The following is a 23,104-nucleotide window of genomic DNA, read 5'->3' as shown; positions in this document are numbered from 1 at the left end:
ACGAAGCCGCGTACAGGCGGTTCGATCGGTGCCCCGGAAGGCGAGAGCCGATCCGTCCGGGCGCGACGGTCGGCTCCCAGGGGCTGGGAGGCCGAGCTGAGGGCTTTCGCGATCACGATCGCGTGAGCGACTCTGAATCGAACCCGGGCGTAACGAAAGCGCGTGATCTACAGCACAAGATAGCGCACATTCCGGTTCGGGGCAGCCGTGCGCCGAAAGAGACGCGGGGCCGGTGTGCATCGATGCACACCGGCCCCGCGTCCAGCCGACGTCCCGACGTCAGGACGTCAGCACGTCAGGTGACGCGCCTCAGTGCAGCCCCGCGCGGAACGCGAAGGTGTTGAACAGGTGCGCGAACGCCTCGTCGAACGCCTTGCCCGACGCCGCCCACCAGTTGCGGCTCACGGACTGCGCGAGACCCGTCAGGATCTGGTCGACCCGTGCGTCGTACGTCGCACCGCCGGCCACCCGCGCGTACCACGCGAACGGGTACGCCATGAAGCCGTTCAGCCCCGGTTCCGGGTTCGGGCGCGCCGGCGTGGTCGCCCCCTCGTCGGTGCCGCGGAGGCTGTGATACTCGAACGCCAGCTGCGACGGCTCCCACTCGCGCGCCCACATATCGTCGATGCACTTCTTTACCGCCGCCGGGATACGCGAGTCGGGGCTGACCTCGTCGTAGTAGCGAATGAGCGCCGAGAGCAGCATGCCGACCATGTAGTTCGACTGGCCGCCGGAATCCGCGCTCCACGTGCCGGCGCTGTAGTACCGGCCACCGAACTGGCCGTTCTTTCGCTGGGTGCCGAGCACCGCGGTCACCCACGTGCCCAGCGTCGACGGCGTCAGGTACGACGCGTAGTAGGTGTTCGCCGCGCCCATTGACTTGTAGTAGTTCGCGGCGTCGGCGGGCTGCGTGGAGATCTCCAGCATGGCGGCGTCGAGTGCCGCCATCATCGCCTTGGCCCGGAAGCGATCGTCGCCGTACGTGCCGCCGATGTAGGCCGAGAAACCGGGGCGGACCATCCACGCGAGCATCTCGGCCATCTTGCGCAGCTGATAGCGACTCATCTCGTCGCCGGTCGCCCAGTAGTGCACGGCGACGCCCTCGGTCTGACTCCACCACGCCGTCGGGCCGCCGTTCGGGATGACGTACCCGTTGAGGTAGTCGGCAGCGGCGGCGGTCGCGTGATACCAGTACGTGGGATTACCGCTGCGCTGCCACGCCTGATACAGGATGTACGCGCGGTCGTAGCCCGCCGTCCGGCCGCAGTCGAACTTGGGCCCGCACGCCGACCAGTCGGCGGCCTCGAGGCGCGCGTAGTCGCTCTCGTACTGCGGCGCGAGCGACATCGGCGTCAAGCTCTTCGCCGCGTACGTGACACCGGTCCAACGCGTGGACACGAGGTACGTGGCGTCCGTCGGGAGCGCGGCCGCCGCCGGAACCTGCTTCGCGGGGCGCGCCGCGAGGTCGGGCTGCGTGCGAGAGCCGCCGCCGACGACGAGCGTCGCCGCGATGGGCGCCGCGTTCGGGATGTTGTAGTCGAACTGCACGAACAGCGCGCGGAGCGAGCCGTCGCTGTGCCGGCCGTACAGCGGCCGCACATATACACGCTGCTCGACACCGTTCACGACGACGTGCACCTGCGCGAGGTTCGCCACGGTGACCATCCCGCGCGTGAGCGGGATGCCGTTCGAGACCATCACCGGGCCGCTGCCGCCGTCAAAGCGCTGGACCGCGAGCGTCACCTGCGTGCCCATGGGGAGGGCCGCCGCGGTGACCGTCACCGGCACGGTCGCCTTTACGGTGCCGGCGGTGGCGACGACGTTCGCGGTGCCGGCGGCGACGCCCGTCACGCGGCCATCGCTGGCCACGGTCGCGACGTTAGGCGCGCTGCTCGACCACGTGACGGTCGTGCCGGCGACGGCAGTGCCGTTCGCGGCGAGCGTCGACGCGACGAGGAGCTGCGAGCTGCCCGCCTGCACGGTGAGCTTCGCCGGCGACACCGTGACGGTCGCTACGACCGGCGTGCTCGTGGACGTGCCGGTCGGCGCCGTCGGCGTGCTCGCCGTCGTCGTGGGCGAGGTGGTGGTGGTCGTGGTCGTGGAGGTCGAAGTCGACGACGTCGTCGACGACGTCGACGCCGTGCCGACTTCCACCGGCACCGAGACCGTTAGGCCGTCGCACGAGACCTTCACCGTCGTGGTCCCGTTCGCGACGCCCTTCACGACGCCGGCCGAGGTGACGGTGGCGATCGCCGTCTTCAGCGCGCTGTACGAGAACGTGCGGCCCGTGATCGCCTTGCCCTGCGCATCGACGGGCGTCGGCGTGAGCTGCGTCGTGCCGCCGACGGCGACCTTCGCGGTCGTCGGCGAGACCTTGAGCGCGACGGTGTTGCCGGCCACGGCGTCGACGACGTTGAGCACGACGCCCGTCTGCGCTCCGAGCGTGTCGTTGCGCTGGCGGACGACAATCGACACCTGGCCGGGCTTGAGCGCGCGCGCGAGGCCCGTGGAGTCGATGGTCGCGACGTCGGCGCGCGACGAGGACCAGACGAACGCGGGGACGGGCGTGATCTGCTGCCCGCTCGGATTTAGGGCGAGGGCGACGTAACGGAAGCTCTTGCCCACGACGAGGCGCGTGGTGCTGGCGGAGAGGCCGAGCCATTTGACGGTCGCGCCGGTACCGGACTCGCGATTCGGAGCCTGCGGGACCAGATCGGAGGGCGCGGTGGACGGGGAGTCGCAGGCGCCGACCAGAACCAACAGCGACGCCGCCGCGGCCCAGGTGCCCCGCGGGGCACGAGGGAGGGTGGGGGACATCTAGTACTCCGGGGTGGATCGTTTGGCGGCTCGACTGGCGTGGCACGCTGGAGCGAGTCCGGCGTGCGGTAGCCTCGTAGCTTTGCGTCCCCGGTTTTCACCGGGTTTGCCGTTGTCAGCCGATCTCCGTCACCAGGAGATCCGACCTACGTTGCGCGCGGCGGCGGGAAGGCGGCGGGAGGTGGGACGTACCGATGATGCCGGGCCGTCCGCGCGCATCCAACAGACGAGAGACGCGTGACGGGAGTCACGCGTACACCGTCACGACTCTCGTGAAATTGCCGTTAGGCGGTCGACGTGCTCCAGCAGCGTGACCGCCTGTCGTCGGCGGCTGAAGCGTCCATCGGCGCCGACGGCGACGGGGCGCTCACCGTTGCGGTACTGCAACACATGACGACGAATGACCTGCGCGATTCCCGCAACGTCGTCGGGCGCCACGACATCGGCGCTGGAGCCCTCGAGCACGAGCGCCGTGGCGCTGTCGCGACGCGCGAGCGCGAGCAGCCACGCATCGTACGTCGCGTACTCGAATACCTTCGACGGCACGGCGGTCTCGGTATCCTGCGGGAGCGACACGAGCAGCGACGCGCTCGCGAGCAGCCGCGCCGCCGCCGAGCGCGGGCCCGGCGGGTGATAGCGCACGAACGGCTCGACGCCCTCCTGTTGCGCGAGCGCAACGACCGGCGGCGACAACACGTCGACCGGGCCCATGAGCTCCAGGCCGAACTCCGCGGGCGTGAGCCCGAGCTCCGCGATCACCTGCGCGGAGGCGCGGAACAGCAGCCGCGGGTCGCGGTCGAAGTAGATTGCGCCGGTGTACGCGACCAGGAAGCGTGGATCGCGCGCGACGCTCGGACGATCCTCCGCGTCGCTGCCGTTCATCACGGTGACGATGCGATCGGCGCGCCTTGGGTACGCGGCGCGCATCGCACGCGCCGCGAGCTCGGTGTTGCAGACGATGAGCGCCGCGTCGTCCATCACGCGCCGCTCGAACTGCTCCGTGACGCGAAAGTACGTGGGGCTCGCGAGGCCGACCGCGACGCGCTCCCCGAGGAGCCACGGATCGCGCATGTCGACGACGTGCGGCAGCCTGGCGCGCCGGGCGATCCGGCGCGCCGCCACATGCGCGAAGTGCGGCGGTCCGGACGACACCACCACGTGGTGACGCGCGTCGAGCAGCCGACTGCCTAACGCAGTCGCGGTCGACGCCCAGCGCAGCTCGCCGCCGATCCACTGCAGCGACGTGACGTTGCGGAACAGCTCCCGCGACGACAGGCGGAGGCGGCGCGCCTCGTCGCGCGCGACGCTGCCCGGCGTGCCGCCGCCCGGCGCCCGCGCGCCGTCAGGCATGGCGCCGGCCGCCGCCCCCACCGCGCGGCCGCGCGGCCGCGCGGGAACGCGCAGGCCCCGGGTCACGCGCAGGAGCGCGTCGAGCGCGCGCAAGCCGACCGCCCTCGAGTGCGGCACGCCGAAGAGCCGCATGCCAGGCGGCAGATCGCGCAGTCGCGCGACATCCGTGTCGTCGAGGGTCGCCGGGTCGTTGCACACGACGTCGGTGCCCCACCCCCACTCGGCCGCCACCTGTGACATCTTCTGCCAGCGGAGCCCGCCCACCGTCGTCGATGGCGGGAAGTGCGGGCTCACGAGAAGGATGCGCCGGGCGAACGGCGACGGCGGCTCCGCGGTGTGGTGGAACGGCACCGGCGCGTCGTCGCTCCTCGCCGCGCTCATCGCGCGGCGAGCGCCGCGACCGCGCGCACCCCTGCACAGCCGTCCCACCCCTCGGGACGCCGCGGCACGGCGGGGCGCTTCGCGGCCCGCACGAGAGCGGCGAGCGGCGCGGGGTCGGGCGTCAGCCGGTTCGTCCCCTCGGTGATCGTCACCGGCCGCTCGGTGTTCTGCCGCACGGTGAAGCACGGCACGCCGAGCGCCGTCGTCTCCTCCTGCAGGCCGCCGGAGTCGGTCACCACCGCGTGCGCGCCCTCCACGAGGTCGAGCATCTCGAAGTACGATACGGGGTCGAGGAGTCGCACGCCGCCGGCATCGAGCCCAAAGCGCGTCAACCGCTCCCGCGTACGCGGGTGCGCCGGGAAGTACACGGGCCGCTCGCGCGCGATCTCGGCCAGCACGTCGACGACCGCGCGCAGACGCTCCGGCGTGTCGACGTTCGACGGCCGGTGCAGCGTGACGACGACGTGCGAGCCGTCGGCGCCGAGCGACTGGCGGAAGCGCGTCGCGCGGGCCGCGGGCAGCGCGTAGAACAGGCTGTCCACCATCACGTTGCCGACGAACGCGATCTCCGACTCGGGCTCCCCTTCCCGCAGCAGCTGCTCGTCGGCATCGCGCGAGGGAGTCAGCAGGAGATCCGCGAGGCGGTCGGTGACGAGGCGGTTGATCTCCTCCGGCATCGTGCGGTCGTGGCTCCGCAGCCCCGCCTCAACGTGTGCCACTCGCAGGTGCAGCTTGGACGCGACGATCGCCGCCGCCATCGTCGAGTTCACGTCGCCGTAGACCACGACCCAGTCCGGGCGCCGCTCCTCGAGCACCGGCTCGATGCGCTCCATGATGCGCGCCGTCTGCGCCGCGTGCGTGCCCGAGCCCACCGTGAGGTTCACGTCGGGCGCGGGGATGCCGAGGTCGCGGAAGAAGTCCTCCGAGAGCGCGGCGTCGTAGTGCTGGCCGGTGTGCACCACGAGCTGCTCGATGCCCTGAGCCTTGGCGGCGCGGTGCACCGGAGCGAGCTTCGGGAAGTTCGGCCGAGCGCCGACGACGTGAAGGATGTTCATGAGTGCGAGAGACGATCCGGGCGCGCCGCGCCCGACGGATGGGGGGAGGCAGCCCGAAACCTTCGTCGGACCGCCGATACGGGTCAAGTCTCGGCAGGTCGCGCGCGATCACGCACCCTGCATGACACTGCCGTGAATTTGTGGCGACCGTCTCACGGCGCGGATGGCGACGAATACATTGTTCTCACCCGCCATTCGACAATCGGTCCGGTGGCGGATGGTCCGTGCGAACGCCGGGGGCGTCGTCGTGCGGCGAGGACCTGACTCCAAGCTCGACGTGGCCTCTCCACTCCCAACGGACCCCGCACCACGACCGGCCCCTGGGGCCCCCCGCGCGGCACCGCAGGACGCCGGGTCGATCGTGCCGCGCCCCGGATCACGCCCTGAACCCGCTCCGACGCCGTTCCTGAAGCGCCCGATCCTGCTCGTGACGCCCTGGTACGGGGGGAACCTGGGCGGCGTCGCGGTGAGCGCCGCGAGCACGGTGGCGGCGCTGCGACGCATCGGTGTTCCGGTGGTCGTCCTGCAGATGGAGTCCGCGTCGAGCCTCGTGTCGATCAGGCGAGGCGCCGTCGGCGAGCGGGTGATCTCGCTGTCGATGACCCCGTTGCTCTCGACGACGCCGCTGCGGACCCCGGGACGTCTCCTGCGTGCGCTGGTGGGCAACTGGGTCAAGCGGCGGTTCATCAGTCTCGTGCTGTGGACCCTGATCCACCGCTACGGGCTGCGCCTGGTGCACTTCCAGTACTGCGCGGAGAGCTACGACGAGATTCGCCGCGCGGCGGAGCGCTACGGGATTCCGATCGTCGTGACGTTCCGTGGCAGCGAGGTGAACGTCCACTTCGACTCGCCGGAGATCGGCGGCGTGATCCGCCGGCTGATTCGCTCGGCGGTACGGATCACGACAGTCTCGGCCGGGCTCGGAGCCACGCTCGCCGAGCTGTCGCCAGAGGCGGCGAAGAAGTCGCAGGTGATCCGCAACGCCGTGCCGCTCTCCGTCTGGGATGCGTCGGCGGCGCGCGAGCCGGAGCCGAGCCGTGCGCGCGACATCGACGTCCTGTACGCCGGCAACCTCGTGCACGTGAAGGGGCCCGACCAGCTCCTCCAGGCGTTCGAGATCGTTCGCGCCGCCGTGCCGCGGGCGAAGCTGGTGCTCATCGGCGCCGGCACGATGGAGGCGCAGTTGCGCCGCCAGGTCAGGGCCGCGGGACTGGAGGAGGCGGTCCGCTTCGACGGGCGGATCGACCGTGCGGCGATCCTCGACTACTACAACCGCGCGCGCGTCCTGGCCCTGCCGAGCCGCAACGAGGGGATGCCCCTCGCGGCGATGGAGGCACAGATCGTCGGCGTTCCGGTCGTGGCGATGGACGTCGGCGGGGTGCGCGAAGTCTTGCTGCCGGGCGAGACCGGCTTCGTGGTGCCGGCCGGCGATGTCAAGGCTTTCGCGGATGCCCTTCGGACACTACTAGAGGACGAGCCCCGGCGGGTGCAGTTCGGCAAGGCGGCCCGACGTCACGCGCTGGCGGCGTTCGACCCGATCGACATGGCGTCCCGGTACGAGGCGATGTACGAGCAGATCGCGCCGGACGCCAAGACGTAGGAGTCCCCTCCCCGCCGCCCCTCCTCCCGCACCGCCATGTCCCACGCTGCGCCGTCGATCGAGGAGCAGACCCACTTCTACGACGCGCGCTGGCGTGACGTGCGCTTCGTGAACGCCATGAAGCTGCAGCGGGCGGCGGCGATCCTGGAGGCGATCGGCGAGGCGGACCTCCACCAGCCGCGGATGCTCGAGCTGGGGTGCGGCACGGGATGGCTCACGGCCATTCTCGCGCAATTCGGTCCGACGGTCGGCGTGGAGCTCTCCGGCGAGGCGGTGGAGGCCGCGCGGGCTCGGTTCCCATTCGCCGAGTTCGCGCAGATCGATATCGGGAGCTGGCAGCCCGAGCGCGAGGGCTTCGACGTGATCGTGAGCCACGAGGTGGTCGAGCACCTCGAGGACCAGCGGGCGCACCTCGCGCTCGCGCGGCACGGGTTGCGGCGGGGTGGGCTGCTCGTCCTCACTACGCCGAACGCCGACACGGTGCGAGCGAGCGAGACGCCGAGCACACCGCTCTCCGATCAGCTCATCGAGCACGTGCTGCCCCGGAGGGAGCTGGTGGCGCTCGTCGCGTCCTGCGGGTTCGAGGTGGTGCGCCATACGACGCTGATCGGCCGACACGGGACGCGCGGGGTACGCCGTCTGCTCAACTCGCCTCGCCTCCGCGGCCTGCTGGCTTCGGCCGGGCTGCTCCGGACGGTCGATCGCGTGTCGCTCGCGGCGGGCGCCGGCCTCCACACGCTGGTCGTCGCCCGTCGTACCTGAATGCCGCTCGATCACGGGCGCGCGCACGCTCCGTCTCCCTCTCGATGAACCGCGCCGCTCCCGTCGAACTCCCGCCAGCCCCGACCCCCGCGTCGCCCCCGATCCCGCCAGCACCCGGCGCCGGCGCGCACGCCGGTGCGCAGCAGCACCTCGACCGCCGGCTGTTCCACAGCCTCGCGTGGAGCGCCGCGAGCCGGTGGCTGATGCAGCTCGTCACGTGGGCATCGACGATCGTCGTCACGCGCCTGCTCTCGCCGTCGGACTACGGTCTGCTCGGATACGCGACGCTGTACATGGGCTTCGTCACCATGGTCAGCGAGCTCGGATTCGGCTCGGCGATCGTCGTCCTGCGCGGGTTGTCCGACGACGAGGTGGCGCAGATCAACACGATCTCGGTGCTCTCGGGTGTGGCGGCGTTCGCGCTGTCATGCGCGCTCGCGGTCCCGCTAGGGCACTACTTCCACGCACCGAACCTGCCGCCGGTGCTGTTCGTGCTCGGCACGACGTTCGTGATCGCGTCGCTGCGTGCGGTGCCGCTCGCGCTCCTGCAGCGGGAGCTGCAGTTCCGCCAGCTCGCGGTGCGGGACTCGATGGGCGCGTTCGTCGCGGCCGCGGTCGCGATCGCGCTCGCGGAGATGGGCTACCGCTACTGGGCGCTGGCGTGGAGCCAGGTCGCGTCCACCGCGGTCGTGCTGGTGCTCACGCTCACGCTGCGGTCGCACCGGTTCATGTGGCCGCAGTGGAAGCCGCTGCGGCACGTGCTGACGTTCAGCAACCGCATGGTGATCGGCCGCCTCTCGTGGTACGTGTACTCGAACGCGGACTTCTTCGTCGCCGGCCGCCGGCTCGGGCAGGTGGCGTTAGGCGGCTACACGTTCGGCTGGACGCTGACGAGTCTCCCCGTCGACAAGATCACGGCCCTGATCGGGGGGATCACGCCGGCGTTCTTCTCCGCCGTGCAGGACGACCGCGCGCAGCTGCGGCGCTACCTGCTCATGATCACCGAGGGGCTCGCGCTCCTCTCGATCCCGGCGTCGATCGGCATCGGCCTCACGGCACGCGAGCTCGTACCCGCGGTGTTCGGCCGGCAGTGGGTCGGCGTGGTGCCCGTGGTCCAGGTGCTGTGCCTGTACGCGGCGATCCGCACGGTGCGGCCGGTGCTGAACAACGTGCTGACCGTCGTCGGCGAGACGCGCATGCTCATGTGGCAGGGCATCGTGTCGGCGATCGTCTTTCCGCTCGGCTTCTGGTTCGGCAGCCGGTGGGGTCCGGTGGGCATCGCCACGGTCTGGACGGTGATCTATCCGTTCCAGTTCTGGTGGGGGATCGACTGCCTGTTCCGGACGGGCGTCGTGAGCCGCGCGGAGTATCTACGGGCGCTGTGGCCGGCCGTGAGCGGCACACTCGTGATGTGCGTGGTGGTGCTCGCGGCGCGCGCGCTGCTCCCGGCGCAGCTGTCGCTGCTGGCGCGCGCGCTGCTGGAAGTCGCGGTCGGCGCGACGGCGTTCGGCGCGGCGACGTGGCTCGTGCACCGCGAGCGCGTGATGCGCGTGCTGCGGGTGCTGCGCAACCTGCGCGCGGGGGCCGCCTGAGGGCGGCCCGGCGGACGGCCTAACGAGTCGGGCCGCTCAGCTCCCAGCGGGCGACGGCGGCAGCGCCTTCGTGACCGCGGGCAGCAGCTGCGTCGCCACCTGCCCCGCGAGCGAGTCCGCCGCCGCGTACGTCGCCGCCTGCCCGTCGCGCTGCAGCTTGCGCATGTCGATCGGGACGACGACGCGCACGAGCGCCTCCTCGGTGCGCCCGTACAGCGCGGCGTCGTGGAGGAGGTTGTACTTCACCTTGTACTCGTTCGCCTCGACGCGGCCGCGCCCCTGGTACCAGTAGTACACGAGCGCCTGGGCCCCCTTGTTGGCGAGCATGTACCGGTTCACCGGGTACGTCGCGCCGCCGGCGTGCACGGGCTGCACGCTCGCGGAGAGCGCCTCCCAGCCGGCGCCGGGGAGGCAGTTCTTCGGGGAATGAATCGTCTTCCCCTGAACCTGGTAGTCGTAGTAGCCGATGTAGACGCTGAACCCCAGGTCGGTCGAATCGCGCTCGAACAGCCGGAGCACGTAGTCGCTCATGCCGGCGATCTTCTGCTCGTCGGCGGAGATCACGGTGTCCTTCGAGGCGAAGCCCGGCGCCGATATCTGCACGGCGCTCATGTGCGTGCGCGGCGGCACACGCTTCTGCGTGCGCATGCCGGAGATCATGACACAGCCGACGCCGAGGATCGCCGCCGGCGCGAAGCGCATCGCGTCACGCATCGAGGACCGCCTTCGAGTCCGACATGGCACCGGCGCGCCGGCTGGCGACGAACCGCTCCAGCGCGAGCAACGCCCACGCGACGCCGCCGAGGATGAGGAACGCCACGAGGAAGATCAGCCACCCTTCCGTGATGTGCATGAACCCCTCGCCGAGCGCCGGGTCGACGAAGAACACCAGGAAGCCGGTGAGGAACACGCGCACTCCGTTCAGCACGATCGCGACCGGGATCGAGATGAGCAGCAGCAGCACCCGGTTGATCGGGTACGTGAGCGTGATGGCGCCGAGCAGCACACCGAGGCTGAGGAGCGCGGTGAGCGACCGCAGACCGCTGCACGCCTCGGCGACGAAGAGCTGGTGCCCGGGAATGCGAATCACGTTGCCGGTGAGCATCACCGGGATGTCGCGCCATGCGAGGAGCCCGGCGCCGATCTTCGACGCGGTGAACTGCAGCGGCAGCGCGATGCGATTCAGGATCAGCTCGGGCAGCGGCACCGACAGCGCGATGAGCGCGAACGGCAGCCACCAGCGAAGGAGCTGACGGAAGCCGAAGTACCACACCGTGAGCCCGGCGGCCGCCATGATCATCGACCCGCGCATCGTGAACAGCTCGGCGGCGAGGTCGGAGAGATAGCGGAAGAACACCGCGGCGAGGAGCAGCAGCCCGCCGACGAGGCGGTTCGGCCGGGCGTCGGGCGCGATGCCGAGCTTCCACGCGAAGTACACGGCGAGCGGCGCGAGCAGGAGGCCGTGTCCCGCCTCCGGGTTGCTCCACCAGTCCTTCACGAGAAGCTCGAACGGCCGCTCGAACAGCACCGCGAACAGCGCCGCCGACAGCAGCAGCGGGATCGGCGGGATCCCACGCAGCGAGAACGGGCGCGGCGACGCCGCGGGCGGCGTCGCGAGCGGCGTCGCGTCGGCCGGCCGCGGGGCGGCGGCATCCGTCATCGGGAGCGGGCGGGCGGGGTCGGACATGGGCGCGGGCGGCGCATGCGGCGCGGGCGACGTGAGCGCGGAGCCCCCCACCGACTCGGGCGGCGCCTCCAGGCTCAGCGTGCTGTCGTCAGAGGACAAGCTACACCAGAGAGGAAGAGGAGTCCCCGATCGACGCCGCCGACGCGCTCACTCACGCCTCGCCGCGCCCGGCGACGACGAGCGGCGCGCCCGCGGGCTGGGTGCGCCGGGCCGTCGCGCCCGGGGCGCCGCGGCTCGCCGCGAGCGCGCCGCGGCCGAGCGAGAACAGCGTGAAGACGCCGAACAGCCCCGCGAACATGGCGCCGCCCGACGAGAGCAGCACGGCGCGCTTGTAGTTCGGGTTCGCGAGGGTGCGCATCTGCACCGCGTCGAGCGCGAACAGCGCGAGGACGGCGATGCTCACGGCGCTCAGCACGAGCGTGACGTAGCCGATGATGCGGAGGAGGCCCCGGTGTCCGTTGAACGCCGCGAGCAGCCCGGTGAGCCCGATCCCGAGCAGGATCGTGCCGAAGTTGCCGAGCAGCGTCCCCACGGCCCCGAAGCGCCACTGCAGGGACCCGAACTGGGGCGGGAAGATGCGCAGGCTGAGATCCACGAGCGGGACCAAGATCAGCAGCAGCGTTACGGGGTACATGGCCCGAGTGTACCGCTGGATATTCCCGTCGGAAAGCACGTGTGGCGCCGGGTCGAATGGGTGAAGGCGGACCGCCGAGCGCCGCGACGCGAGAGTGCGGTCATGCGCGCATGCCGCACTACGACGTGCGGAGGACGCCGGGTCCGAGAGGACGCAACAATCGCCGAACCTGACCGCATCATCGGGCTCGGCGACGTCCGTACCTCAAACTGCCGCCCGGTAGGCAGCCGGGCAAGTAGCGTCCGCTCACGGCCGACAGGGCGCCCGATTACCGTCCATCCGATGTCCGCCCGTCCCGTCCCGAACGCGCCCCGCCCTGCCCCGGACCCGCCGGAGCGAAGCCCGCGCCCACGGCCGCATCGCGTCCGTCGGTGGCTGGGCCTCGCGCTCACGGCGTGCGCGACCGCCGCCATCCTCGCGCTCACGCTCTCGCCGCAGCCGACCGCGGAGGCGATGGCGCCGCGGAAGGCGTGCGTGATCTGCGGTACGGCGGCGGGATCGGACGTGCTGGCGAACGTGCTGCTGTTCGCGCCGCTCGGCGTGGGGCTGGCGCTGCTCGGCGTGCGCTGGCGGCGCGCGCTGCTCGCCGGGCTCGCCCTGTCGCTCGGCATCGAGCTGACGCAGTACCTGGCGATCCCGGGCCGCTTCGCGTCGGTGAGCGACGTGCTCACGAACACGACGGGCGCGGCACTCGGCGCGCTGCTCGTCGCGAGCTGGCGGACGTGGTGCCGACCGGCGCCGCGGGCCGGGATCGCGCTCGCGACGATGGCGTCGGCGGTCTGGCTCGCGGCGCTCGCGCTCGCGTCGTGGGCGCTGTCGTATCAGGGGACGATCGGCCGGTACCCGCCGACGCCGATCCGGCGTGCGGCGAGCTTCGCGATCGGGATGCCGTGGTTCGACGGCGAGGTGCTGCGCGCCCGCTTCGACGGCGTGACGACCGAGCATCGCGGCACGGGGCCGGTGTACGTCAAGGCGGTGCCGACGTCGCCCGCCGTGGCCGAGGTGGTGGCGCGAGGCCGCGACCACCGCCCGGAGCAGGTGCCCCTGCTCATCGTCTACGCGCCGGAGATGCGGATGCCGTGGCTCGTGCTCGCCCAGCGCGGCGACGGCGCGGTGGTGGCGCTCGGGACGCGCGCGTGGCGCCTGCGGCTCCAGACGCCGACGGTGGCGATCGACGGCGTGCTCGGCGCCGACGCGCCGGCGACGGAGCCGTACCGCGTGCGCGGCGAGCGGATCGGCGACTCGGTGACGGTGACGTTCGAGCGCGGGCGCGAGCGGCGGCAGCGCGAGATCCGTCTGTGGCCGTCGCTCGGCTGGGCGCTCGTGAGCCCGATCCCGCGCATCGACGCGCCACTCGCGCCGCTCGCGTCGGTGGCGTGGCTGGCCGGGCTCGCGCTGCCGATCGGGTACTGGGTGCGGTGGGGCGCGCGCGGCGGGTGGCGCTCGGAGCTGACCGCGACGGCGTGCCTGCTGGCGACGCTACTCGGCGGCCTGGTGCTGATCCCGGCGGCGGCCGGTTTCGGCCCCGCGCGACCGTGGGAGTGGCTCGCGGCGCTCGGGGGCGTGCTCGCCGGCGCCGGGCTGGCCGAGGGGGCGCGCCGGCTCGGTGCCGGAGGCGTCAGCCGAGCGAGCCGTACGCCGTGATGCGCACGCGGCCGTCGACCAGCTCGTAGCGGTCGCCGGTGTGCTCGCAGACGGCGTGTCCGTTGCCGGTGAGCGGGAGATCGAGGCGCTCGCCGTAGCGGCTCATCCATCCGACCTGGCGCGCGGGGACGCCGACCATGAGCGCGAAGTCGGGGACGTCGCGGTTGACGACGGCGCCGGCGCCGACGAACGCGTGCTCACCGATCGTGCTGCCGCAGACGATGGTGCAGTTGGCGCCCAACGTCGCGCCGCGCTTCACGAGCGTGTCGCGGTACTCGTCCTTGCGCGACACGGCGGAGCGCGGGTTGTAGACGTTCGTGAAGACCATGCTCGGCCCGCAGAACACGTCGTCCTCGAGCGTCACGTTGTCGTAGACGGAGACGTTGTTCTGGATCTTCACGTTGTCACCGATGACGACGCGGTTGCCGACGTAGACGTTCTGGCCTAACGAGCAGCGCGCGCCGATGCGGGCGCCACCGGAGACGTGCACCCAGTGCCAGACGCGCGTGTCGTCGCCGATCACGGCGCCGTCGTCGACGATCGCGGTGGGATGGATCTTCGCGGGCACGGTCAGTACTCCAGCGGAAGCGCGACCCGGCGGCCGTCGCGCGCCGAGAGGTACGTGGCGATGAGGATCTCGAGGGAGCGGAGTCCCTCGCGTCCGTCGGTCTCGGGATCGGCCTCGCCGCGGAGCGACTTGATCACGTTGTCGTAGTACAGCGGGTGCCCGTGGCCGTACACCGACGTCGTCTCGTAGCTCGCATCGTTCACGAGCGCGTCGTCGGCGTCGGCCTCGGCGAACTCCCAGTGGTCGAAGCGGTTCACGGCGACGCCGCCGAGGCGCACGGTTCCCTTCTCGCCGAGGATCGTGATGGAGCCCTCGAGGTTCTTCGGGTAGGTGAGCATGGTGACGTTCATGGAGCCTAACGCTCCCGTGCGCCACCGGATGCTCACGACGCCGCTGTCCTCGACCTGGATGTCGCGCGCGAGCGTCGCCGTGTAGGCCTGCAGGCTCTCGACGGGCCCGATGAGCCAGTCGAGCAGATCCACGTAGTGGCTCGCCTGGTTCATGAACGCGCCGCCGTCGAACTCCCACGTGCCGCGCCACGCCGCGCTGTCGTAGTACGACTGCGGTCGCGACCAGAACACGTTGACGTTCACCATGTAGATGCGGCCGAAGCGCTTCTTCTCGATCGCGCGCTTCACGAGCTGCAGCGTGGGATTGCGGCGGTTCTGCTTGACGACGAACAGGAACACGCCCGCGGCGTCGCAGACGCGCACCATCTCCTTGCCGTCCTCCCATCGGGTGGCCATCGGCTTCTCGGTCACGACGTGACGCCCGTCGCGCGCACAGCGGATGGCCTGCGCGGGGTGCAGCCCGCTCGGCGTGGCGAGGATCACCGCATCGGCGTCGCTCCGTGCGAGCAGCTCGTCGAGCGAGTAGAACGCGGCCGCGCCGCTCTGCGCGGCGGCGGCATCGGCGCGCGCGGGGTCCACGTCGCAGACGGCGACGAGCTCCGCGCGGTCGGCGTGGCGCGCGATGGCCTGCAGGTGGTTCGCCGAGATGCGGCCGCAGCCGACGAGCGCGAACCGGATCCTGCGGTCCGTGATGAACGGCTTGTGCCGGAAGAGCGAGTCAGCCACGGTCGGCGCGGTGAGATGGTCGGCGCGAGGAACGCCGCAGCGTAATCTCGCCGTGTCGCGCGGGCGAGGGGAAGCGCCCACTACCGCGTCGCGTGGCGTCACGCGAGCTTGTTCGAGTGACCACCATCATCGGCGCGCTCGACGCGTTCATCGCCGTGCTGCGCATCCTGCTCTTCGGCGGCGGGGTGCTCGTCGCCGCGCTCGCGGGGCTGTCCTACGTGGTGCGCACGCGCCGCGTCAGCCCGTTCAGCTCCGTCGCGCGGCTGACGCGCGACTCGATCGACCCGCTGTTCGCGCCGGTGGAGCGGCGCGTGATCCGCGCCGGTGGCCGGCCCGCGAGCGCGCCGTGGTGGACGCTCGCCGCGGTGGTCATCGGCGGCATCGTCGTCATCAGCGTGCTCGGGTTCGTGCGCCAGCAGATCGCGATGGCGACCGTCGCGGCGACGATGGGCCCGCGCGGGCTCGCGACGCTGCTCGTGTCGTGGACGTTCGGGCTGCTGCAGCTCGCGCTGCTCGTGCGCGTGGCGTCGTCGTGGTTCCAGATCGCGCCGCACTCGCCGTGGGTGCGCTGGTCGTTCGGCCTCACCGAGTGGCTGCTACGCCCGCTGCGCGGCATCATCCCGCCGCTCGGGATGATGGACGTGTCGCCGATCGTCGCGTACTTCCTGCTGTCGATCCTCGAGAAGGGCGTGCTCAGTCTCTTCAATTGACCGCAGAGGGCGCAGAGGGCCGCAGAGAACAGCAACAGCAAGGCCCTGGGGATGAAAGGATCGTTGGATCCTGAGGATCCATTCATCCCCAGGGCTTTGCTGTTCGAAGAGGCAGTCCTCTGCGGCCCTCAGCGGCCCTCTGCGCCCTCCGCGGTTCGAACGCCGAGCCGGATCAGCGCTCCCGCGTGTACGCGAGCACCGGCGACAGCCACCGCTCGGCCTCGGCGACGGTGATGCCCTTGCGCGCGGCGTAGTCCTCGACCTGATCGCGGCCGATCTTGCCGGTGCCGAAGTAGCGGGCCGCGGGGTGCGACAGGTAGTAGCCGCTCACCGCCGCGGTGGGATACATCGCGAAGCTCTCGGTGAGCGTGATGCCGACGCGCTCCGTGGCGCCGAGCAGCGCGAACAGCGGGCCCTTCTCGGTGTGGTCGGGGCACGCGGGGTAGCCGGGCGCGGGACGGATGCCCCGGTACTCCTCGCGGATCAGCGCCACGTTGTCGAGCGCCTCGTCGGGCGCGTAGGCCCAGAGCTCCGTGCGCACGCGCTCGTGCATCCGCTCGGCGAGCGCCTCGGCCAGCCGGTCGGCGAGCGCCTTCGCGAGGATCGCCGAGTAGTCGTCGTGCGCGGCGTGATACTCGGCCACGAGCTCGTCGACTCCGATGCCCGCGGTGACCGCGAAGCCGCCGATCCAGTCCGCGCGGCCGGACGACGCCGGCGCCACGTAGTCCGCGAGGCAGAAGTTCGGGCGGTCGTCGCCCTTCGCGAGCTGCTGGCGGATGAAGTGCACCGTGCCTAACGATCGCGTGCGCGCGTCGTCCGCGAAGAGCTCCACGTCGTCGCCGACGGCGTTCGCCGGCCAGAAGCCGACGACGGCACGCGCCGTGAGACGCTTCTCGGTCACGATGCGGTCGAGCATGCGCCGCGCGTCGTCGTACAGGCCGCGCGCGGCGACGCCGACCACCGGGTCCTGCAGGATGTCCGGGTAGTGACCGGCGAGCTCCCACGTCTGGAAGAACGGCGTCCAGTCGATGCGCTCGACGAGCTCCGGGAGCGGGTAGTCGTCGAACGTGCGCACGCCGGTGAACGTCGGCGCGGGCGGCTCGTACGCCGCCCAGTCGATCGGCACGGGGTTGCGGCGCGCGACCTCGATGGGCACGAGCCGCTCGGCGTCGCGGCGGCCCGCGCGGTTGGCGCGCACCTGCTCGTACTCGTCGCGCACATGCGACACGAACTCGTCGTGCAGCCCCTCGCTCAACAGGCTGCCCGCGACACCGACGGCGCGCGACGCATCGAGCACGTGCACGACGGGGCTCGCGTAGTTCGGCGCGATCTTCACCGCGGTGTGCACCTTCGAGGTCGTGGCGCCCCCGATGAGCAGCGGCACCGTGAAGCCCTGGCGCTCCATCTCCCCGGCGACGAACGCCATCTCCTCGAGCGACGGGGTGATGAGGCCGGACAGGCCGACGAGATCGACGCCCTCCTTCTTCGCCGTGTCGAGGATGGTCGACGCGGGGACCATGACGCCGAGGTCGATGACCTCGAAGTTGTTGCACTGCAGCACGACGCCGACGATGTTCTTGCCGATGTCGTGCACGTCGCCCTTCACGGTGGCGAGCAGCACCTTGCCGGCGGCCTTCGGCGCCTCGCCGCTCTCGGCGCTCGCACGCGCCTTCTCGGCCTCGATGTACGGGATGAGATGCGCGACGGCCTTCTTCATGACGCGCGCGCTCTTCACGACCTGCGGCAGGAACATGCGCCCTGACCCGAACAGGTCGCCGACGACGTTCATGCCGGCCATGAGCGGCCCCTCGATGACCTCGAGCGGACGCGGGTACTGCTGCCGCGCCTCCTCGGTGTCCTCGACGACGTACGCGTCGATGCCGTGCACGAGCGCGTGCGACAGCCGCTCGGCGACGGGGAGCTGACGCCACGCGAGCGTCGTCTCCACGGTCGCGCCGCCGGCGCTCCCCTTGATCTGCTCGGCGATCTCGAGGAGCCGCTCGGTGGCGTCCTTGCGGCGCGCGAGGATGACGTCCTCCACGCGCTCGCGCAGCCCGGGCTCGATGTCGTCGTAGATCGGGAGCGCGCCGGCGTTCACGATGCCCATGTCCATGCCGGCCCTGATGGCGTGGTACAGGAACACCGCGTGGATCGCCTGCCGCACCGCTTCGTTGCCGCGGAACGAGAAGCTGACGTTCGACACGCCGCCGGAGATCTTCGCGTGCGGCAGCTCGGCCTTGATGCGCCGCACGGCCTCGATGTACTCGACGGCGTAGCGGTCGTGCTCCTCGATGCCCGTCGCGATGGCGAAGATGTTCGGGTCGAAGATGATGTCCTCGGGCGGGAAGCCGACGCGCTCGGTGAGGATGCGATACGCGCGCGCGCAGATGTCGACCTTGCGCTGCGTGCTGTCCGCCTGCCCCTGCTCGTCGAACGCCATGACGATGACCGCGGCGCCGTAACGGCGGACGAGCGTCGCCTGCCGCACGAACTCCGCCTCGCCTTCCTTCAGCGAGATGGAGTTCACGACGCACTTGCCCTGCAGGTTCTTGAGGCCCGCCTCGATCACGCTCCACTTCGACGAGTCGACGACGATCGGCACCTTCGCGATGTCCGGCTCCGCGCTGAGCAGGCGCAGGAACTTCGTGATCGCCGCCTCGGCGTCGAGCATCCCCTCGTCCATGTTGACGTCGAGGAGCTGGGCGCCGTTCTCCACCTGCTGGCGCGCGACGACGAGCGCCTGATCGTAGTTGCCGGCGAGGATCAGCTTCGCGAACTGCCGCGAACCGGTGACGTTCGTGCGCTCGCCGATGTTCACGAAGTTCGTGTCGGGGCCGACGACGACCGGCTCGAGACCGGAGAGGCGCAGCCGCGGCTCGATCTCGGGACGCGCGCGCGGCTTGAGGTCGCGCAGCGCCTCGGCGATCGCCCGGATGTGATCCGGCGTGGTGCCGCAGCAGCCGCCGACGATGTTCACGAGACCGCTCTCGGCGAACTCGCGCAGCACGCTCGCCATGGCTTCCGGGCTCTCGTCGTAGCCGCCGAACTCGTTAGGCAGCCCGGCGTTCGGGTGCGCGGAGACCCAGCACGGCGCGAGGCGCGCGACGTCTTGCACGTGGCGGCGCAGATCCTTCGCGCCGAGGGCGCAGTTGAAGCCGATGCTGAACGGACGCGCGTGCATCATCGAGTACCAGAAGGCCTCGGCGGTCTGCCCGGTGAGCGTGCGGCCGCTCTGGTCGGTGATGGTGCCGGAGATCATGACCGGCACCCGCTCGCCGCGCGCGGCGAACACCTGCTCGATGGCGAACAGCGCGCCCTTCGCGTTCAGCGTGTCGAAGATCGTCTCGACGAGCAGCAGATCCGCACCGCCGTCGAGCAGCCCATTCGTCGCCTCGGTGTACGCGGCGACGAGGTCGTCGAAGTCGATGCTGCGGAAGCTCGGGTCGTTCACGTCCGGCGAGATGGACGCGGTGCGGTTGAGCGGGCCCAACACGCCGGCGACGAAGCGCGGGCGATCCGGATCCGCGGCCTCGAACTCGTCGGCGACGGACCGCGCGAGCCGAGCACCGGCGACGTTCAGCTCGTAGGCGAGGTGCGACATGCGGTAGTCCGCCATCGCGACCGCGGTGGAGTTGAACGTGTTCGTCTCGAGGATGTCGGCGCCCGCGTCGAGGTACTCGCGGTGGATGCCGGCGATGACGTCGGGACGCGTGACGACGAGGAGGTCGTTGTTCCCCTTCAGGTCCACGGGCCAGTCGGCGAACCGATCGCCCGCCGGGCCGCCGATGCCGCGGTAGTCGGCCTCCTGCAGTCGATGGCGCTGGATCATGGTGCCCATCGCGCCGTCGAGCACGAGGATGCGTCGCGCGAGCAGCGGCTCGAGACGGGCGAGGCGCTCGGCGCGGGTCAGGGGCGAGGGGGGGGCGATGGCTGTGGTCACGGTCCTAACGGTTCACTTTGGCGAAGCAGATTCACGCGGAGACGCGGAGAACGCGGAGGAGACCAGAGAGGCATTCTCCGCGTCCGGCGCGTCTCCGCGTGAGACGTCGAGAGGCCTAACGGCACCCGGCGTACGCGCGGCAACCCACACGACGACGTCGAGCGGCTGGCCGGGGACGACGCGCGGCTCCGCGCAGCCGAGGCCCACGGCGCGGAACCAGCTCGCGACCTCGCGGTCGCTGAAGCCGAGCCGCCGGTGCGCGTGCTCGGCGCGGAGGAACTCGAGGTCGTGCGGCGCGAAGTCGACGACGAGGACGCGGCCGCCGGGGCGCAGCACGCGCGCGGCCTCGGCCACCGCGGACGCCGGATCGTCGGCGTAGTGCAGCACCTGGTGGAACACGACGAGGTCGAACGCGCGCGGCGCGAACGGCAGGTGGTACATATCCGCGTGCCGCACCTGGACGTTGGGTCGCGACGCCGCGTCGACGGTGGCGCGGGCGACGCCGAGCATCGCGGTGCTGAGATCGACGCCGACGGCGCGGCGCGCGCTCGGCGCGAGCAGCTCGAGGATGCGCCCGGTCCCCGTGCCGACGTCGAGCACCTCGCCGAGCGGGCCGGGCCCGAGGACGTCCAGCATCACCCGCTCGACCTCGCGCTCGTCGGCGTACAGGGAGCGGGTGCGGTCCCAGTCGGCGGCGGCGGCGCGGAAGTAGGCGTCGGCCGCGGCAGCGCGGGTCCGGCGCACGGCGTCGAGGCGGGCGCGGTCGGCGACGAGGACGGGATCATCGTCGGCGAGCTTCTCGAGCGCGGCGCGGGCGATGGCGGCCGGGTCGCCGCGGTCGGCCAGTCTATAGAAGACGGAGGTCCCCTCGGGGTAGCGGTCGAGGATCCCGGCGTCGCAGAGCAGCTTGAGGTGGCGTGAGACGCGGGGCTGGCTCTGGCCGAGGACCGCAGCGAGCTCGCCGACGGTGAGCTCCCCGCGGCCGAGGAGGGCGAGGAGTCGGAGGCGGGTACGTTCCCCGGCGGCTCGGAGGGCAGCGAGCACGATGTCCACGATGTCGGCGCCTCCGTAGGTTGGGGTGGTGGCAGGTCCGGGCTCGACGCGTGAAGTATAAGGATATATTTATATCTCGCACATCTCGCTACCCCCGCTTCCCTCGCCGACACCGATCGTGACCGCCTCCCCCCCCGACCGCCAGGCCGCCGTCCAGCGACTGCTCGATCCCGCCGAGATCGTGCTGTTCGACGGGGCCATGGGGACCGAGCTGTACGCGCGCGGCATCTTCATCAACCAGTGCTACGACGAGCTGTGCCTGCGCGCGCCGGACCTCGTGCGCGACGTGCACCACACGTACGCCGCGGCCGGCGCGGAGGTGCTGGAGACGAACAGCTTCGGCGCCAACCGCGCGAAGCTCGTCGCGTACGGGCTCGAGACCCAGGTGGAGGCGATCAACCGCCGGGCGGCGGAGCTGGCGCGCGAGGCCGCCGACGCGGCCCGCCCGGTGAGCGGACGGCGACAGCACCCGGTGCTCGTCGCCGGCGCGGTCGGTCCGTTAGGCGTGCGCATCGAGCCGTACGGCCCGACGTCGCGCGACGAGGCGCGGGAGATGTTCCGCGAGCAGCTCGCGGCGCTCCGCGCCGGTGGGTGCGACGTGTTCCTGTTCGAGACGTTCGTCGACCTGCTGGAGCTCGAGCAGGCGATCGCCGCGGCGCGCGACGTCGATGCGACGGTGCCGGTGATCGCCCACGTCACCGTCGGCACCGACCTGCGCACGCCGTACGGCGCGTCGCCGGAAGACGCTGCGCGCGCGCTCGACCACTGGGGCGCCGACATCGTCGGTCTCAATTGCTCGGTGGGGCCGCAGGCGATCCTCGAGGGGATCGAGCGCATGGCGGGGGTGACGCGGCGCAAGCTGAGCGCGATGCCGAACGCCGGCATGCCGCGCGAGGTGGGCGGCCGACGCATCTACATGGCGAGCGCGGAGTACTTCGCGACGTACGCGCGGCACCTCGTGCAGGCGGGAGCGAAGGTCGTCGGCGGGTGCTGCGGCACGACGCCCGACCACATCAAGGCGATGTGCTCGGCGCTCCGCGTGGAGCGCGCCATGGTGCACGTCGAGTCGGGACTCGGGACTCGGGACTCGGGACTCGTGAACGACAACCGAGTCCCGAGTCCCGAGTCCCGAGTCCCGCGGGCGAAAGAGCCCGTCCCGTTCGCCGATCGGTCGCGGTTCTCGGGGAAGATCGCGCGCGGCGAGTTCGTGACGAGCGTGGAGATCGTGCCGCCGCGCGGCGTCGACACGGCGAAGCTGCTGCGCGACGCGGCGACGCTGCACGCCGCCGGCGTGGACGCGATCAACGTGCCCGACGGGCCGCGCGCGCAGAGCCGCATGGGCGCCATCGCGACGAGCCTCCTGCTCGAGCAGCAGGTGGGCATCGAGAGCGTGACGCACTACGCCTGCCGCGACCGCAATCTGTTAGGCATGCTGAGCGACCTGTTAGGCGCCTCGGCGCTCGGCCTCCGCAACCTGCTGCTCATCACCGGCGACCCGCCGAAGATGGGCCCCTACCCCGACGCGACCGCGGTGTTCGACATCGACGCGATCGGGCTCACGAACCTCGTGCGCAACCTGAACCGCGGGCTGGACCCGGGGATGAACGAGATCGGCGCGCCGACGCGGTTCGCGATCGGCGTCGGCGTGAACCCGGCGGCGATCGATCCCGCGCACGAGCGCCAGCGCTTCGCGTGGAAGGTGGAGGCCGGCGCGGAGTACGCCATCACGCAGCCGGTGTTCGACGCGGCGCAGCTCGAGCGGTTCCTGCGCACGATCGAGGACGTGCGCATCCCGGTGATCGCCGGGATCTGGCCGCTCGTCTCGGCGCGCAACGCGGAGTTCCTGGCGAACGAGGTGCCGGGCGTGACGGTGCCGGACGCGGTACTGAAGCGGATGCGCGCGGCGAACGAGCGCTCGAAGGAGCACGCGGTCGCGGAGGGGATCGCGATCGCGCGCGAGATGCTGGAGGCGGTGCGCCCCGAGGTGCAGGGGGTGCAGGTCTCGGCGCCGTTCGGGAAGGTGGAGCTCGCGCTCGACGTCTTCGAAGACGTCACGGCCCCGCGCGCCGCCGGTGCCGACGTCGCCGCGTCCTATTAGCATCACGTGATGCGCGCTACGAAGGCACTCCTCCGGCGGGCCGCCACGTCGACGCCGGTCGGGCGGCTCCTGCGGCTCGCGACGCGCGGCCGCGCGACCGTGTTCATGCTCCACCGCTTCGCGAGCGAATCGAACGG

General features: G+C 71.4%; 16 protein-coding genes and 1 riboswitch. Of the genes, 6 read left to right on the top strand and 10 right to left on the bottom strand.

Annotated features, from left to right (window positions below; translation table 11 throughout):
* Positions 1 to 309: 309 nt before the first annotated feature.
* The 3 genes from J421_RS12410 to wecB all read right to left on the bottom strand — a co-directional run bounded on the left by J421_RS12410 (position 310) and on the right by wecB (position 5,603).
* The gene (locus J421_RS12410) at positions 310 to 2,817 is read right to left on the bottom strand and encodes an Ig-like domain-containing protein (protein ID WP_104022563.1); all 2,508 of its coding nucleotides are present in this window, start codon (positions 2,815 to 2,817) and stop codon (positions 310 to 312) included.
* Positions 2,818 to 2,838: 21 nt separating this feature from the next.
* Positions 2,839 to 2,938: riboswitch (cyclic di-GMP riboswitch) on the bottom strand.
* A gap of 140 nt (positions 2,939 to 3,078) precedes the next feature.
* A complete protein-coding gene (locus tag J421_RS12405) occupies positions 3,079 to 4,548 on the bottom strand; it encodes a glycosyltransferase (protein ID WP_025411495.1) in 1,470 nt (489 codons plus the stop codon).
* Entirely contained in the window at positions 4,545 to 5,603 is a 1,059-nt protein-coding gene (gene wecB, locus J421_RS12400) for a non-hydrolyzing UDP-N-acetylglucosamine 2-epimerase (RefSeq protein WP_025411494.1), read from the bottom strand. The genes J421_RS12405 and wecB overlap by 4 nt, the downstream gene beginning before the upstream one ends.
* A gap of 466 nt (positions 5,604 to 6,069) precedes the next feature.
* Here wecB and J421_RS12395 point away from each other — a divergent pair, with 466 nt between their 5' ends.
* The 3 genes from J421_RS12395 to J421_RS12385 are packed head-to-tail and all read left to right on the top strand — an operon-like array spanning position 6,070 to position 9,557.
* Positions 6,070 to 7,203, top strand: a complete 1,134-nt coding sequence (locus tag J421_RS12395; RefSeq protein WP_158508774.1) for a glycosyltransferase family 4 protein — start codon at positions 6,070 to 6,072, stop codon at positions 7,201 to 7,203.
* Positions 7,204 to 7,239: 36 nt separating this feature from the next.
* Entirely contained in the window at positions 7,240 to 7,965 is a 726-nt protein-coding gene (locus tag J421_RS12390; protein WP_025411492.1) for a class I SAM-dependent methyltransferase, read from the top strand.
* Between the two features lie 44 nt (positions 7,966 to 8,009).
* Positions 8,010 to 9,557 (top strand): lipopolysaccharide biosynthesis protein, encoded by a 1,548-nt coding sequence (locus tag J421_RS12385; protein WP_025411491.1) that lies wholly within the window; start codon positions 8,010 to 8,012, stop codon positions 9,555 to 9,557.
* 36 nt (positions 9,558 to 9,593) lie between these two features.
* Here J421_RS12385 and J421_RS12380 read toward each other — a convergent pair whose 3' ends face one another.
* From J421_RS12380 to J421_RS12370, 3 genes are all read right to left on the bottom strand, one after another.
* Positions 9,594 to 10,271, bottom strand: a complete 678-nt coding sequence (locus J421_RS12380) for an exosortase C-terminal domain/associated protein EpsI (RefSeq protein ID WP_025411490.1) — start codon at positions 10,269 to 10,271, stop codon at positions 9,594 to 9,596.
* Entirely contained in the window at positions 10,264 to 11,244 is a 981-nt protein-coding gene (locus J421_RS12375) for an exosortase/archaeosortase family protein (RefSeq protein ID WP_104022561.1), read from the bottom strand. Before J421_RS12375 ends, J421_RS12380 begins: the two co-directional genes overlap by 8 nt.
* 151 nt (positions 11,245 to 11,395) lie before the next feature.
* On the bottom strand, positions 11,396 to 11,878 hold the full coding sequence (locus J421_RS12370; RefSeq protein ID WP_025411488.1) for a hypothetical protein: 483 nt from the start codon (positions 11,876 to 11,878) through the stop codon (positions 11,396 to 11,398).
* 282 nt (positions 11,879 to 12,160) lie between these two features.
* Here J421_RS12370 and J421_RS12365 point away from each other — a divergent pair, with 282 nt between their 5' ends.
* Positions 12,161 to 13,522 (top strand): VanZ family protein, encoded by a 1,362-nt coding sequence (locus J421_RS12365; RefSeq protein ID WP_025411487.1) that lies wholly within the window; start codon positions 12,161 to 12,163, stop codon positions 13,520 to 13,522.
* Here the strand turns inward: J421_RS12365 and J421_RS12360 are convergent.
* Both J421_RS12360 and J421_RS12355 read right to left on the bottom strand, forming a co-directional pair.
* Positions 13,497 to 14,090 carry an acyltransferase gene (locus J421_RS12360; RefSeq protein WP_025411486.1) on the bottom strand — a complete coding sequence of 198 codons (594 nt, stop codon included), beginning with the start codon at positions 14,088 to 14,090 and terminating at the stop codon, positions 13,497 to 13,499. The two genes, J421_RS12365 and J421_RS12360, sit on opposite strands and share 26 nt — an antisense overlap.
* A 2-nt stretch (positions 14,091 to 14,092) precedes the next feature.
* The gene (locus J421_RS12355) at positions 14,093 to 15,166 is read right to left on the bottom strand and encodes a Gfo/Idh/MocA family protein (protein ID WP_025411485.1); all 1,074 of its coding nucleotides are present in this window, start codon (positions 15,164 to 15,166) and stop codon (positions 14,093 to 14,095) included.
* A gap of 116 nt (positions 15,167 to 15,282) precedes the next feature.
* Between J421_RS12355 and J421_RS12350 the strand changes: the two genes are divergently transcribed.
* On the top strand, positions 15,283 to 15,876 hold the full coding sequence (locus J421_RS12350; RefSeq protein ID WP_025411484.1) for a YggT family protein: 594 nt from the start codon (positions 15,283 to 15,285) through the stop codon (positions 15,874 to 15,876).
* Positions 15,877 to 16,048: 172 nt separating this feature from the next.
* Here J421_RS12350 and metH read toward each other — a convergent pair whose 3' ends face one another.
* Together metH and J421_RS12340 are read right to left on the bottom strand one after the other, a co-directional pair.
* Positions 16,049 to 19,816, bottom strand: a complete 3,768-nt coding sequence (gene metH / locus J421_RS12345) for a methionine synthase (protein ID WP_201773010.1) — start codon at positions 19,814 to 19,816, stop codon at positions 16,049 to 16,051.
* Between the two features lie 12 nt (positions 19,817 to 19,828).
* A complete protein-coding gene (locus tag J421_RS12340; protein ID WP_201773009.1) occupies positions 19,829 to 20,860 on the bottom strand; it encodes an ArsR/SmtB family transcription factor in 1,032 nt (343 codons plus the stop codon).
* Positions 20,861 to 21,068: 208 nt separating this feature from the next.
* Between J421_RS12340 and J421_RS12335 the strand changes: the two genes are divergently transcribed.
* On the top strand, positions 21,069 to 22,967 hold the full coding sequence (locus tag J421_RS12335) for a bifunctional homocysteine S-methyltransferase/methylenetetrahydrofolate reductase (RefSeq protein ID WP_425485839.1): 1,899 nt from the start codon (positions 21,069 to 21,071) through the stop codon (positions 22,965 to 22,967).
* The last annotated feature ends 137 nt before the right edge of the window (positions 22,968 to 23,104 follow it).

Origin of the sequence: Gemmatirosa kalamazoonensis, assembly GCF_000522985.1 — a bacterium.
In the GTDB taxonomy this organism is placed as follows: Bacteria; Gemmatimonadota; Gemmatimonadetes; order Gemmatimonadales; family Gemmatimonadaceae; genus Gemmatirosa; species Gemmatirosa kalamazoonensis.
This window is presented reverse-complemented; position numbering and strand designations above follow the sequence as displayed.